The 13018-nt window shown below is 42.3% G+C and carries 13 protein-coding genes; 8 read left to right on the top strand and 5 right to left on the bottom strand.

Going from position 1 to position 13018, the window contains the following annotated elements; translation table 11 throughout:
- Positions 1 to 7 precede the first annotated feature (7 nt).
- Both UQ64_RS11850 and dhaK read left to right on the top strand, forming a co-directional pair.
- Positions 8 to 1144, top strand: a complete 1137-nt coding sequence (locus UQ64_RS11850; protein ID WP_060623658.1) for a glycerol dehydrogenase — start codon at positions 8 to 10, stop codon at positions 1142 to 1144.
- Position 1145: 1 nt separating this feature from the next.
- Positions 1146 to 2906, top strand: coding sequence for a dihydroxyacetone kinase subunit DhaK (gene dhaK / locus UQ64_RS30025; RefSeq protein WP_082651087.1), 1761 nt, complete (start codon positions 1146 to 1148; stop codon positions 2904 to 2906).
- 77 nt (positions 2907 to 2983) lie between these two features.
- On the opposite strand, the gene UQ64_RS11840 is transcribed toward dhaK, so the two are convergent.
- Both UQ64_RS11840 and UQ64_RS11835 read right to left on the bottom strand, forming a co-directional pair.
- Complete coding sequence (locus UQ64_RS11840; RefSeq protein ID WP_060623657.1) at positions 2984 to 3325, bottom strand: nitrous oxide-stimulated promoter family protein; 342 nt, start codon at positions 3323 to 3325, stop codon at positions 2984 to 2986.
- A 156-nt stretch (positions 3326 to 3481) separates the two neighbouring features.
- The gene (locus tag UQ64_RS11835) at positions 3482 to 4495 is read right to left on the bottom strand and encodes a CapA family protein (RefSeq protein ID WP_060623656.1); all 1014 of its coding nucleotides are present in this window, start codon (positions 4493 to 4495) and stop codon (positions 3482 to 3484) included.
- 122 nt (positions 4496 to 4617) lie between these two features.
- On the opposite strand from UQ64_RS11835, the gene UQ64_RS11830 reads away from it, so the two are divergent.
- Positions 4618 to 5517, top strand: coding sequence for a glycerophosphodiester phosphodiesterase (locus UQ64_RS11830; protein ID WP_060623655.1), 900 nt, complete (start codon positions 4618 to 4620; stop codon positions 5515 to 5517).
- A 26-nt stretch (positions 5518 to 5543) separates the two neighbouring features.
- On the opposite strand, the gene UQ64_RS11825 is transcribed toward UQ64_RS11830, so the two are convergent.
- Positions 5544 to 6113 carry a hypothetical protein gene (locus UQ64_RS11825; RefSeq protein ID WP_060623654.1) on the bottom strand — a complete coding sequence of 190 codons (570 nt, stop codon included), beginning with the start codon at positions 6111 to 6113 and terminating at the stop codon, positions 5544 to 5546.
- Positions 6114 to 6369: 256 nt separating this feature from the next.
- Between UQ64_RS11825 and UQ64_RS11820 the strand changes: the two genes are divergently transcribed.
- Positions 6370 to 6873 (top strand): DUF1572 family protein, encoded by a 504-nt coding sequence (locus tag UQ64_RS11820; RefSeq protein ID WP_060623653.1) that lies wholly within the window; start codon positions 6370 to 6372, stop codon positions 6871 to 6873.
- Between the two features lie 71 nt (positions 6874 to 6944).
- Here the strand turns inward: UQ64_RS11820 and UQ64_RS11815 are convergent, their stop codons facing one another.
- On the bottom strand, positions 6945 to 7814 hold the full coding sequence (locus tag UQ64_RS11815) for an AraC family transcriptional regulator (protein ID WP_060623652.1): 870 nt from the start codon (positions 7812 to 7814) through the stop codon (positions 6945 to 6947).
- Positions 7815 to 7937: 123 nt separating this feature from the next.
- Between UQ64_RS11815 and UQ64_RS11810 the strand changes: the two genes are divergently transcribed.
- The 4 genes from UQ64_RS11810 to UQ64_RS11795 all read left to right on the top strand — a co-directional run bounded on the left by UQ64_RS11810 (position 7938) and on the right by UQ64_RS11795 (position 11842).
- Positions 7938 to 8996, top strand: coding sequence for a Gfo/Idh/MocA family protein (locus UQ64_RS11810; protein WP_060623651.1), 1059 nt, complete (start codon positions 7938 to 7940; stop codon positions 8994 to 8996).
- On the top strand, positions 8993 to 9850 hold the full coding sequence (locus tag UQ64_RS11805) for a sugar phosphate isomerase/epimerase family protein (RefSeq protein ID WP_060623650.1): 858 nt from the start codon (positions 8993 to 8995) through the stop codon (positions 9848 to 9850). Before UQ64_RS11810 ends, UQ64_RS11805 begins: the two co-directional genes overlap by 4 nt.
- 25 nt (positions 9851 to 9875) lie before the next feature.
- A complete protein-coding gene (locus tag UQ64_RS11800; RefSeq protein ID WP_060623649.1) occupies positions 9876 to 10769 on the top strand; it encodes a sugar phosphate isomerase/epimerase family protein in 894 nt (297 codons plus the stop codon).
- A gap of 260 nt (positions 10770 to 11029) precedes the next feature.
- A complete protein-coding gene (locus tag UQ64_RS11795; protein ID WP_060623648.1) occupies positions 11030 to 11842 on the top strand; it encodes a YhfM domain-containing protein in 813 nt (270 codons plus the stop codon).
- A 173-nt stretch (positions 11843 to 12015) separates the two neighbouring features.
- Here UQ64_RS11795 and UQ64_RS11790 read toward each other — a convergent pair whose 3' ends face one another.
- Complete coding sequence (locus UQ64_RS11790) at positions 12016 to 12795, bottom strand: AraC family transcriptional regulator (protein WP_209445765.1); 780 nt, start codon at positions 12793 to 12795, stop codon at positions 12016 to 12018.
- Between the last annotated feature and the right edge of the window lie 223 nt (positions 12796 to 13018).

The following is a 13018-nucleotide window of genomic DNA, read 5'->3' as shown; positions in this document are numbered from 1 at the left end:
AATGAAAATGAGAAGAGCGTTTATCAGTCCGACGAAATATGTGCAAGGTGAGAATGAGCTTTTGAATTTAGGTTATTTTGTAAAAACATTCGGTGATTCTGCACTGCTCATTGCACATCCAGATGATGTTACACGTGTGAAGGATAAATTGGAGTCAACTAAACTGAAATTTAATATAACGCTTGTTGAAAGCGGCTTTCATGGGGAATGCTCAAGACAAGAGGTTGCAAGATTACAGGCTCTAGCCAAGGAACATCAATGTGCATGTACAATTGGTTTGGGTGGAGGTAAGGCGATTGATACGGCAAAATGCGTAGCAGAAGGAGAAGCGCTGATTATCGTTCCTACAATTGCAGCCACTGATGCACCGACTAGTCACTCCGCGGTCCTCTATACTCCAGAAGGTGAATTCGATGATTATGCTTATTTCAAGCAAAGCCCGAGTGTAGTCATGATTGATACAACAGTGATTGCTAAAGCACCTACAAGGTTTCTTGTTGCTGGGATGGGAGATGCACTATCCACTTATTTCGAAGCAAGAGCTACAGCAAATTCTTATTCCAATGTTAATGCAGGATTACCTTGCGGGGTTCGTGAAGGTGTTTGTGGGGAAGCTAAGGGAACCATAACGGCACTTGGTCTTGCCAGACTATGCTATGACACGTTGCTTGAAAATGGGTTCAAGGCGAAGCAGGCCTGCGATCTGAATATCGTAACCCCAGCCTTGGAGAATATTATTGAAACGAATATTTTGTTATCCGGACTAGGCTTCGAAAGTGGAGGTTTGGCTGCGATTCATGCGATCCATAATGGATTAACTGCTTTAGAGGGAACACATCATTATTATCATGGTGAGAAGGTGGCCTTCAGTACAATTGCTCAATTGGTGCTTGAAAATGCTGACCGTACCGAATTAAGAGAAGTATTGGATTTCTGTCTCTCAATTGGTCTTCCAGTGTGCCTTGCGGATATTGGAGTGGAGCAAGTCACTTACGAAGAACTTCTTGAGGTTGCTAAAAAAGCTTGTATAGCTGAGGAATCGATTCATTCCATGCCGTTCCCAATTACGGAAGAAGCGGTTGCATCAGCAATTATGGCTGCCGACCAATTAGGCCGTCAATACAAATTAAGTAAGGAGCTTTAAGATGAAGAAAATTATGAACAAACCGGAAACGCTAGTCCGGGAAATGTGCAATGGACTTGTCTTGGCGCATCCTGAACTGGATTTCAATGAAAAATTTAAAGTGATTTCTAAAAAAGAGATCAACACCGATAAAGTAACGCTTATTAGCGGGGGTGGAAGTGGCCACGAACCGGCTCATGCCGGGTTTGTAGGTAGCGGTATGCTGGATGCAGCTGTGTGCGGGGATGTGTTCGCTTCTCCATCTCAGATTCAGGTCTATCAAGCGATCCGTCGTTCTGCGAGCCAAAAGGGCACGTTACTTATTATTAAGAACTACAGCGGCGACATCATGAACTTTAAAAATGCCGCTCATCTCGCAAGTGAAGACGGCATTCAAGTGGAATATGTTAAGGTAGACGATGACATTGCCGTTGAAGACAGTCTCTATACGGTAGGGAAAAGAGGGGTTGCCGGAACAGTCCTCGTTCATAAAGTGGCCGGGGCTGCGGCAGAAGCAGGACTGTCCCTCACGGAAGTAAAAGAAGCAGCGCAGCATGCGATTGACCATGTTCGTACCATCGGTTTCGCCTTTACTTCTTGCACCGTTCCTGCCAAAGGAACCCCAACTTTTCATATCGAAGAGGATGAGATGGAATACGGTGTCGGAATTCACGGTGAACCTGGAATACGCCGGGAAAAATCCGTGTCAGCGGATGAACTGGCGCAGCGAATGGTTACGTCCTTGCTGAGTAACTTGCAGATTAACGATGAGTCGCAGCAAGAAGTTGCTGTTTTGATTAATGGATTTGGTGGAACACCACTGCAGGAGCTCTATTTGTTAAATAATTCTGTGATTCGTGAATTGACTGCCAAGAATAAGCGAGTGTTTAAAGTATTTGTCGGCAACTATATGACCAGCATAGATATGGCAGGTGCATCAGTGTCGATTATGAAGCTGGATGAGACGCTGAAGAAATGGTTATCTGCTCCGTGCGATACACCGGCATTGTCGGTTAAAGGTTCATTTGAGCCCGTGAACTATACCGAGATCATCGAGGAAGAGAAAGCAGACAGCACGGTATCCTTCAAGAATAATACGAATGCTGAAGCAGCGGTAATTAAGAACAACCAGTTCTCCTTGCAAAATATCGTATATTTAATCGACCAAATGAGCGAGGTCATTATCGAGAATGAGGTGCCGTTCTGCGATCTAGACGCCCACGCCGGAGATGGCGATTTTGGGATGAGCGTAGCCAAAGGCTTCAAGCAGCTAAAAGTAGAGTGGGAAGATATCCTAGCTCATCATCTCAGCAATATCGGTGACTTCCTTGATGCATGTTCGTTGATCATTATGGAGCATTGTGGTGGAGCATCTGGACCGATCTGGGGATCGGGCTTCCGCGCAGCGAGTAAGTCCGCGCAGCAGAAGCAAGAGTTGTCCATACAGGATTTCGCCAATATGATGCAGGCCGTTGTCAAAGGGATTCAGGATACGGGTGAAAGATCTTTTGGGAGAGGTGCTGTCGTTGGCGACAAGACATTAATTGATGCCCTTGTACCTTTTGCGGATGCCTGGACACAAAGCGCCGAGCAGGGCGAAGATATTAAGCTGGCAGCATCAAAAGCAGCAGAAGCAGCTGTTCTCGGTGCTCAGAAGACTTCAGATATCGTCGCACGTATGGGAAGAGCAGGCACTGTAGGAGAACGCAGCATAGGTTATCCGGATGCGGGAGCGTACGCGCTTGGGGTTATTTTCACAGAGCTAGTAAAAGCGATGAAATAAGTTCGAGTAAGCTTCACCCCACCGGACACTCATCCCAAACAGCAGCAGTCATAGACTGTTGCTGTTTTATTTATATGCTACTTTCTTAACTTACCAGGTAGAGGGATATGCCTAATGGACTCAACTGGGTGATATAATAACATCCATGGACCTGAGAAACGCATAACATCTTTAATTCTTAACCGATACTCCTTTTTGTAACAATGGATAGGACACTTTGCACATGCTGTTTTATCTTCCCCGAATGGGCAGAGAGATAGTCTTTTACCTGCGTATTCATTTAAGTCCTGACATTCCTCACATAAGACTTTTTGATGATGTTTTTTCTTACAGTACACACGAATCATTTTTCCAACAATTTCTTTTTCTTTTCTAATTTTCGGACCATCATTCAACTGCCTTTTTATTTGAGCTGCCATATTAATAAGGATCCTTTCAATGTTATGAAAATGAGTTCTATAATAACTATATCATCAGATTTTTAAAGGGAGAGGTTACTTCTTTAACATTTCTATGGCATTTGTTATGAAAATAAGTAAAGAAACTTGTTGATGAATGAGGTAGAATTGATGCCTTTATTGCCGCTTTAAGATACCTGTTGTATGCTTCAACATACGATTTAAGAGATTTCGCCGCTCCGTTTTTAAAACAGTGCTCTTTAATGCATCACGGATGGGAATGATCTCTGAAATTTTCCTGCCACTGTTTGCTACCCTTCTATCGACGCAAGTCGGGATGTAATCTATGTTCGTTATACTCGTTTTACCACTATTGTCCTTTTTGATTGTGAGCGTAAGGATGATTCCGCTTTGTGTATACGGATTATTCTTAAGCTTAGTCGAAACAAAATTACCGAGCGAGTAACTAACAAATTGCTTCTTTCCACGAACGGCTAAGGGTTGAAGCACATGAGGGTGAGATCCCAGAATGATGTTTGCGCCATTTTTTAAAAAGAGGTTTACCAGCTGCTTTTGCCGCTTGTTTGGCGTGTACTGATATTCGCTTCCAAAATGCATATAAAGTAAGACTAGATCGACTTTCTTTTTTAAATTTCGTATTTCTCTAAGGATTTTATGGGTTTCTATCCGATTGACTAACCATGGCTGATTACTAGGTACGGGAATTCTATTGGTTCCTGCAGTGTAGGAGAGGATTCCAATTGTGATCCCATTAACGTTTTTGATAAGAGTAGTCTTGGATTCTTTTACAGACCTTGATGTACCGGTATGATCGATTGCACTACGGTCCAGTACTCGCAATGTCCGAAGCAGCCCCGAGGCACCATAATCCATACAATGATTGTTTGCTGTCACTAATACATCGAATCCTGCTTCTTTTAGTGCCGGGGCTAATTCGTCTGGACACTTGAATATTGGACCTCCAGATCGCAGACTTTTTCGGCATTCTCGTCCGTTTCCGGCAAAGGTTGTTTCGAGATTACCAATGGTTAGATCCGCCTGTCTCAGATAAGGAGCTACTTTTGCGAACAGGGGAGTGAACGAATAGGTTCCGTCCGATTGTTTAGCATCTGAAATAATGTAACGTTTGACCATAAGGTCTCCCACTGCAGCTATTTGTATTTCGGTCATCTTTATCCACCTTTTTTCGTTTTCATTTAGAATATGAAAAAAAGGCGTTATGGGTTATTTTTTTGGCAAATTAGACATCAAGTAATATACAATAATCTTTTTGAAAAGAAGAGGGAAGCTTTATGCAAAGGATTCAAAATTCTAAAATGTACTTTGTATTTATTCACATATTTTTGTTGATCTTATTGTGTACCTCAATGTATGCCTATTCTCCGTGGATTCGTACTAAAGTGAAGGAAATTCTCGATCCTGCGGACAAAGTATATACGATTGCGCATCGCGGTGCATCGGGTTATGCTCCTGAGAATACTATACCTGCATTCGAACTAGCTATTAATATGGACACCGATTATATCGAGTTAGACATTCAGTTAACTAAGGATCGTGTTCCTGTAGTTATTCATGATGAAACTATTAATCGCACGACAAATGGAACGGGTTATGTTAAGAATTTTACCTTAGAGGAGCTTTCGAAATTAGACGCTGGCTCATGGTTTAACGAACAGTATCCCATGTTTGCTAGAGATAAATATGATGGATTACGTATTCCGACTTTAGAAGAGGTATTTGAAAGGTTTGAAAAAGAAGTGGACTATATGATTGAGATTAAGGATCCCGCTTTGAATCCGAATATTGAAACCATATTAAACGAACAAATTGAAAAATATAAGCTGTCGGATCATGTTTCCATACATTCATTTAGTGAGGCGAGTTTACGTAGGCTTCATTCCATTAACCCGGAGATCCCTCTTTATCAAATTGTTTGGTATAATATCCCGGTTTATAAAATACCAGAATCTTATATCAATCGGGTGAAAACTTATGCGGTTGGTATTAGCCCTAACTTTCAAAGAATAAATTCGTCCTATGTCGCACAGGTGAAAAATTCTGGACTAAAGGTATTTCCATATACAGTGAATTATCAAGTCAATATGGACAAAGCCGTGGTTTGGGGCGTAGACGGGGTTCATACCAATTTTCCTGACCGTTTTAATGAAGTGATTAAGAATAATAAGAAGTGAGGAAACGAAAATTCAACGATCGGAATTTATATGCCGAATACATCGATTTCAGAGACAGGATACCATGTTTTTGAATCTACGTCTTTAAAATACACTTGAATAGTATAGGTACCTTTTGTATTAAAGGAATAAGTAAACTCGTTGGTTTTGAACCAAAAGTTCTCTTCACTTTTCTTAATCTGTTGATTATCTATGGTTTCTGTTTTATCTGCAGGATCAGTGATCGTAAGTTTTATATCTGAAATTTCTGTTTTTAAATGATCCACTTGTAATAAAGTAGAAAATGCAAAACGGGCAGGGCTTTTTACCTTACCGAAGATTTCTCCATTGTTATCAAGCAATACCATGTTCACATTTGGCTTGTAAATTCGAACCGTTTTACTTGTCTCATCCAAAGAGATTAAAGCAAACAAACTTTTAGAAAGCTGTTCAGCAGGTAAGAGAATGTCCCCCCCGGACAATATTGCTGCCTGTTTTTGTACCACATTATTGAAATATAGTGAAACTTCTGATGGGTTCGAAGCGGCATAAATCATTGTTCCCGGTAAAATCATTATGCAAAGTACTAATAATGTCAGTCTAATTAGTTTTCTCAATGAAATCTACTCCTTTATATTTGTTATGTTAATTATACCCATAAGATGGAAGATAGTTTCTTTTATGCAATTAATAAAATAATCCATTTTTTAGGTTTCGTTTTGTATCTCCGTTTTCTAAATAATTCTCCAGGAGCTTGGATAAGAATGTAACAAAATATTATGGCATAAGAATATCATTGGGACTAGATTTCATTTGACAGAGAAGATAATATTGGTAAAATTATACACAGGTTATATTAATAGGAGGTTAGCGATGGATATCGCCATGGAGTTAATTGAAAGTATGTTAGTTAAATTTAGATCTGAAAAGAAATGGACGCTCCAAGCACTTGAGCAATGTAACCCAGAGGATATTACTTGGTCCCCAACCGTGGAAAGTAACAGTATTGCAAATTTAGTTGCTCACATTAGCGGGGCAGTGCACTCTCGAATTGAAACCATTCTTTTAGATATTCCTGATACAAGAGATAGAGAGAGGGAGTTTGAACGAGGGCTAGAAATGACAAAAGAACAAGCCATAACCATGACCAGGGATGCTTTTGATATTCTCATTCAATATCTTGAACGGCTACAATCTAACCCGGAGTTACTGATGGCACAACCCTTTCTTAATTTACCACCACTTACATATAGCCAAGTAAATAACGAGACTACCGCTCTTAATCTCATGATAGCGATGGTAAGAGAAGTACATTATCATACAGGCCAAATCATCTATGCGGCAAAAATAAGAAAGGGAAAGCTTGTATGGCAATGACAGTTTAACTACAGAAAATGATCCCATAAATAGCAAAGGACTGCCAAGAGGCAGTCCTTTGTTCACCCTAACTAGAACCCTCTCACACTGCTAGGGGTTACTTTTCTATGCTTTTTGAAAGTCCGGCTGAAATAGTAGATATCGTTGAAGCCAGTAGTGGTAGCGATTTCAGAAACCGTTAGCTGAGTATGCCTTAGCAAATAATCTGCACGGTCTAAACGGACTGCATTTATATATTCCGATATCGTATGCCCAGTTAATTCCTTGAAGAGGCGACTGAAATGGAAGCGGCTTAGCCCTGTTAGTGCCGCAAGTTCGTCAACTTGTATCGGCTCCTGGTAATGGGTATCGATATAACGTAAAACAGGTGCGAAGCGTTCAACGGTCTGAATACGTCTTTCTTGCTCAGCCTGTGAAAGTACGGTGACGAGATGTCTGCGCAATAGCAGCGTTAGCAGGCGATATAGCTCGGACTTGACGGCCAGCTCATATCCAAATTCGCGAAGTTCCAGTTCCCGAATAATCGCCAGCGCACAGTCTGTAATGTGCTGATCCCCACGGATATGATTACGTAACAGCAGCTGGTTCTGCTGAATCGGGGCGATGAACTTGGTCTCGGCAGCGTCGCTTACTGCACTATGCAGCAAAGAAGTATCTGCAATAATCGCATAATACAATAAATCAGAAGAAGCGCTCACCCCATAATGCAGCTCGTTGCTGTTCACAGCAACTAAATCACCAGCCCGTACGTTGATCGGTGTTCGTCCGCATTCAAAAACAGCCTCACCGCTCTCAATAAACAGAAATTCAAGATGCTCATGCCAATGATGTGGGAACAACAAAACTCCCTCTTGGTTGAAGCGCTGGGTATGTACTTTGATCGGAAACTCGGGATCCGGCATGTCCATGGGTTCCTGCAGATGTTTATCATAGTCCAACATTTATTGTTTGCACCTCCTATAGCACAATTGTACAAATGAAACCGCAAGGCTCTGCATGGTGTTTAGGCTTGAAATCATTATAATACGAATCATAACCTATGCAAAATAAAGGAGAGAGTGTTGATGGATATGATCAAAATTGGCGTAATAGGAACCGGCTCTATCTCCGGCATGCACTTAAGTGCTTATCGGAATAATCCGCAGACAACCATATATGCGGTATGTGACCTGAATGAAGAGCGTGCACGAGCTGTTGCTACTGAGTATAACGTGGAAAAAGTATACACGGATTATCGTGAATTACTGGCTAATTCCGAAATAGATGCAGTCAGCATCTGCACATGGAACAACTCTCATGCTGAGATCAGCATCGCGGCGCTTGAAGCAGGCAAGCATGTACTTGTGGAAAAGCCGCTTTGCCGCACGGTTGAAGAAGCGCTTCAGGTTCAGCAGGCAGTGGAAAAGAGCGGCAAAACTTTGCAAGTAGGCTTTGTACGACGTTATGACTCCAATGCCCAGCTACTTCAGACATTGGTGGAACAAGGAGAATTCGGCGAAATCTACTATGCGAAGGCGACGACGTTCCGGAGACTCGGCAATCCCGGAGGCTGGTTCAGTGATATTGAACGCTCCGGCGGCGGACCACTGATAGATATCGGCGTCCATGTGATCGATCTATGCTGGTATTTGATGGGCCGTCCGAACCCAGTATCGGTAAGTGCCAATACCTACCGGAAGCTCGGAAATCGTTCTAATATCAAGAATCTTTCTTTCTATAAAGCGGCTGATTACGATGCAGCGAACAATACGGTGGAAGATTTAGCAAATGCACTAATTCGTTTTGAGAATGGAGCTTCGCTGATGGTCGATGTTAGCTTTACACTGCATTCTAAGGAAGACGAGCGCTCGGTGCGCCTGTACGGTGACAAAGGTGGTTTTGAAATTGATCCTGAGATAGTCATCGTCAAAGAACAGGCGGATACGATCGTTAATACTTATCCGCAGACCGATAATAAGGGGTTTGAGTTCAACAGCGCATTCCAGAATGAAATTAATCATTTTGCGAACAACATCAGCACCGGCTCTACACCGATTAGTCCTGTGCAAGACGGCGTTACAATCATGAAAATACTCGGTGCGATCTATGAATCCGCTGCCAAAGGTGAAGAGGTGAAACTATGAAGTTAGGAATCAGCACTTACAGTCTGCATTCAGCTTTTTCGACGGGTGAGCTCACGCTTGAAGGTGTCATTGAGACGATCGCCGATCTGGGCGCAGAACATGCGGAGATTGTACCCTTGGGTATCAATTTGGTTGAAAATCCTGAGCTAATTGATCAGATTGTACGAACGGCAGCGGGTCGTGGTCTAGAGTTGTCCAATTATGCTATCGGGGCGAATTTTGCCGGGCTGGAGTCAGCGGAAATGCAGCGGGAAGTCGAGCGGGTAAAGCGGGAAGTAGACGTCTGTGCGGCATTAGGTATTCAGCGGATGCGGCATGATGTAGCCTCGTCAAACGATCTATCAATCACGCATTTTTTGAAAGAGCTTCCACGTTTGGCTGAAGCCTGCCGAGAAATTGCCGATTATGCCGCAGGTTTGGGCATTACGACTAGTGTGGAGAATCATGGATACTTTATTCAGCACAGCGATCGTGTACAGGCATTGGTTCACGCCGTAGGAAGAGACAACTTTCGTACAACACTCGATATTGGGAACTTCCTGTGTGCAGATGAGAACCCACTTATAGCTGTAACTAACAACATCAAGCTTGCTTCGATGGTGCATTTCAAAGATTTCTATATTCGTCCGCAGGATCGCCAGCCTGGCGAAGGCTGGTTCCAGTCCTCTGGTGGGAACTGGTTGAGGGGTGCCATCGTTGGTCAAGGAGACATCGACATGCCGAGTGTAATTCGAACCGTTAAGGAAAGCGGTTACGACGGATTTATCTCTGTAGAATTTGAGGGAATGGAAGAGTGCCGTAAGGGGACAAAAATTGGGCTCCAATACATCAAGCGGGTTTGGAATCAAATCTAATTCATTCTAAAGGAGGATTATTGCCATGGTTAAACCAATTATCACTAACAAAATCGGCGTTATCGTAGATAGTTTTCAGGTCGGAGTGAAAGAGGGATTGCGCAAAGCAAAAGAAGCAGGGGCAGATGGAGTTCAGATTTATGCGGTGCAAGGTGAATTTGATCCCGCTAATCTTTCTCCGTCAGCCCGCCGTGAATGGAAGGATTACATCGCTTCACTGGGTCTTGAAATCTCTGCCCTCGTTGGAGATTTAGGCGGACATGGCTTTCAGGACCCTGCACAGAACCGTGCCAAAATCGAAAAGTCTAAACGCATTATGGAGCTGGCCAAGGAGCTAGGTACAGATATAGTCACTACACATATCGGTATTGTTCCCTCTGACCACACCAGTAAAATTTATGAAACCATGCACATCGCATGTGAGGAACTCAGCAGATACGCGCATGAGATGAATTCTTACTTTGCGATTGAGACTGGGCCGGAACCCGCTGCGCGTCTGAAGACATTCCTCGACGGTTTGGGTTCCAGAGGGGTTTCTGTTAATTTTGATCCGGCCAATATGGTGATGGTGACTGGTGATGATCCCGTGCAAGGTGTTCATACACTAAAAGACTACATTGTACACACCCATGCTAAAGATGGCCTCAAACTTGCCGATATCGATCCGCGCGATGTTTACGGTCAATATGGTTATGAAGCACCAGCATTAGACCATGAGAAGATCGCTGAAATGGCCGAGACCGGCTCGGCGTTCCGTGAAGTTCCACTTGGAGCAGGTTCTGTCGACTGGAACAATTATCTGCAAGCGTTGAACGACATCGGTTATACAGGATTCCTGACCATTGAACGGGAAGTAGGTACTAATCCAGAGGAAGATATCCGCCAAGCTGTAAATTTTTTAAAGGGGTATCGGGTCTGAACACGGTAGTGATAAAGATTAAATAGTTCATCCAAACTTTGAGATAAAGTGAAGCTGCCATACAGGAGAACAGGCCTGTACGGTGGCTTTTTTTATCGCTACAAACCATTTAACTTAGCATAGGACAAGAATCTGATCCAATTGCTACAGGCTAGTTCCGACCTAATTAGCTGTTTTTTAATAGGACATAAATCTCATTTTTTGCAACTTTATCCTCTATTTGGCGTTAGAGAAGAGAGAATACGAAGGGGGGAGCCTATATGAAAAAGATAAATTTACTAGCCCTTTTAACAGTCATTTCAGTGATATTTGTTGGATGTGTCAATACAGGGAATAAGGATAAAGCGATTCAAACGCAGATCGATCTAAGTTCTGTTAATTCCATTACAGTCCAGAACGATAGCGGTGAATCAATGACCATAACAGACAACAACGTAATAGAACTTTTCACTGAAGCTATACATACTGCTGAGTATGACAGCGCCAAGCTTGATATTGCAGCACCTGATTATGAAGCTACTGTTGAATTGAAGAATAAAGAAAATGAAAAGTTCTCATTCTGGATTATGGGCGAGAATGGTCTTTTTACTAAATCAGCACAAAATGGGCATTACAAATTGCCAGAAACAGAAAAAGTAGTTTTACTTAACTTATTTCAACCAAATGATCAACAAGCAGAAACAGATAATCTAAAAATCGACGAGGACATCAAGCGAATCACAATAGCGAACGCTGTAGCACATGGTTCAGTGAATGCTAACATAAAGGATGAATATACAGATCATGAAACCATTGAAATTTTTGTCCGCGCCATCAAAAACGCTGTTCAAATACCAGGAGAGTTAAATACCGCAACTCCTAACTACGATATCGTTCTAATTTCAGATAATAATAAATATGCCTTTCATTTATGGATTAACGAAACTAGCGAGCAAGGCATGTTAATGAATGTGAACGAAACGAGCACAGGCTACACGCTAACTAAGGAATCAACTGCCGAGTTAAAAAAGATAATGTTCACGGAGGCAAAATTTAACGGTTATGTTCCACATTCAATAGTTGGGGCTCAGTAATGAGGACTAGGGAAGCTTCGCTATTGTTTAAGCGCTGCTATTGCAGGTATGATTATCGGTTAATACATGCCTCGCCGTCTTTGTGCATTCGAATATTAAAATAAAGCCGATGATCTAAACCAAAAGATCATCGTTTTTTTGTTTGCTTAATAAGATAACGGACCATGTATCTTTTAACGTAATTCACTTGGAGTCCGTTGTTTAATCTGTTTAAATACTCTGTTAAAGGTACGGATATTAGTGAAACCGCATTCCAGTGCGATATCTAAAATGGATTTGTCTGTGGTCAGCAGCAGCTGTTCTGCTTGGTTGACTCGGATGTTGCTAAGGTATGCAATATAGCTCATACCCGAAAGACTCTTGAAGAATCGGGAGAAATAAAAGAGGCTCATATTGGCTTGCCTTGCGGCGTCAGCAAGTGTGATGGGATGCATGTAGTTGACGTCGAGGTATTCAAGAACCCCTTGCATAATCTTCATGTTAGTGATGCGCCTTTTATCTTTCTGTGGATTAATCTTATCTAAGGGAACATGCCGTAAAATGAGTCCGCTCCACTCGTGCAAAAGGCCAATGATTACCTGTTCATGATATTCCAGCTTCTGATTATATTCGTCCATAAGTTCCTGCAGGATCAGAGAAAGACGGTTGTTGATACGGACTTCTTCTTCTCGTGTAGCTATTCGTTTCTCCATAAATGGGGAAGTCAGCCTCACATTCAAAGGCCATCCACCAGGAAAACCGATTAACGAAGGATTGAATATCACCATCATTATCTTGGAGCTGCAGTCTTTACTGTCATAGTAGTGGATGTCTCCGCTGCTGCATATAGCCATATCTCCCGCTTTCAAGATCCTCGTTTCGGAGTTAATTCCCATCCGAATTGAACCTTCAAATACATAGACTATCTCAAGATCGTTATGCCAGTGGGCTAGAAAATCAATATCATTAGACATTATTACAGTGAAGGGGAAAGTCGAATGGTAAGTTCTATTTTCGTGAAAGGCTTTCATGAGATCTCCTGTTCATGTGGTTTGAATTTTTGGTTCACCTCTAAAACTTAGCAAAAAATGACCATTCCTACAAGTGAAATGGCGAGCACACCTCTCTGATCTGGATTACAATTTCATCAGATGGACGAAAGGTTGATTACATATATAAAGGAAAAGGAGATTGCAG

The sequence above is a fragment of the Paenibacillus etheri genome, assembly GCF_001012825.1.
Taxonomy (GTDB): Bacteria; Bacillota; Bacilli; order Paenibacillales; family Paenibacillaceae; genus Paenibacillus_AQ; species Paenibacillus_AQ etheri.
Note: the sequence above shows the minus strand (reverse complement) of the source record. Positions and strands in the feature narration are given on the sequence as shown.

What these genes read in the sequence shown, in the direction of transcription:
- UQ64_RS11850 (WP_060623658.1), top strand. Translation starts at nt 8, where the DNA reads ATGAGAAGAGCGTTTATCAGTCCGACGAAATATGTGCAAGGTGAGAAT.
- dhaK (WP_082651087.1), top strand. Translation starts at nt 1,146, where the DNA reads ATGAAGAAAATTATGAACAAACCGGAAACGCTAGTCCGGGAAATGTGC.
- UQ64_RS11840 (WP_060623657.1), bottom strand. Translation starts at nt 3,325, where the DNA reads ATGGCAGCTCAAATAAAAAGGCAGTTGAATGATGGTCCGAAAATTAGA.
- UQ64_RS11835 (WP_060623656.1), bottom strand. Translation starts at nt 4,495, where the DNA reads ATGACCGAAATACAAATAGCTGCAGTGGGAGACCTTATGGTCAAACGT.
- UQ64_RS11830 (WP_060623655.1), top strand. Translation starts at nt 4,618, where the DNA reads ATGCAAAGGATTCAAAATTCTAAAATGTACTTTGTATTTATTCACATA.
- UQ64_RS11820 (WP_060623653.1), top strand. Translation starts at nt 6,370, where the DNA reads ATGGATATCGCCATGGAGTTAATTGAAAGTATGTTAGTTAAATTTAGA.
- UQ64_RS11815 (WP_060623652.1), bottom strand. Translation starts at nt 7,814, where the DNA reads ATGTTGGACTATGATAAACATCTGCAGGAACCCATGGACATGCCGGAT.
- UQ64_RS11810 (WP_060623651.1), top strand. Translation starts at nt 7,938, where the DNA reads ATGGATATGATCAAAATTGGCGTAATAGGAACCGGCTCTATCTCCGGC.
- UQ64_RS11805 (WP_060623650.1), top strand. Translation starts at nt 8,993, where the DNA reads ATGAAGTTAGGAATCAGCACTTACAGTCTGCATTCAGCTTTTTCGACG.
- UQ64_RS11800 (WP_060623649.1), top strand. Translation starts at nt 9,876, where the DNA reads ATGGTTAAACCAATTATCACTAACAAAATCGGCGTTATCGTAGATAGT.
- UQ64_RS11795 (WP_060623648.1), top strand. Translation starts at nt 11,030, where the DNA reads ATGAAAAAGATAAATTTACTAGCCCTTTTAACAGTCATTTCAGTGATA.
- UQ64_RS11790 (WP_209445765.1), bottom strand. Translation starts at nt 12,795, where the DNA reads ATGTCTAATGATATTGATTTTCTAGCCCACTGGCATAACGATCTTGAG.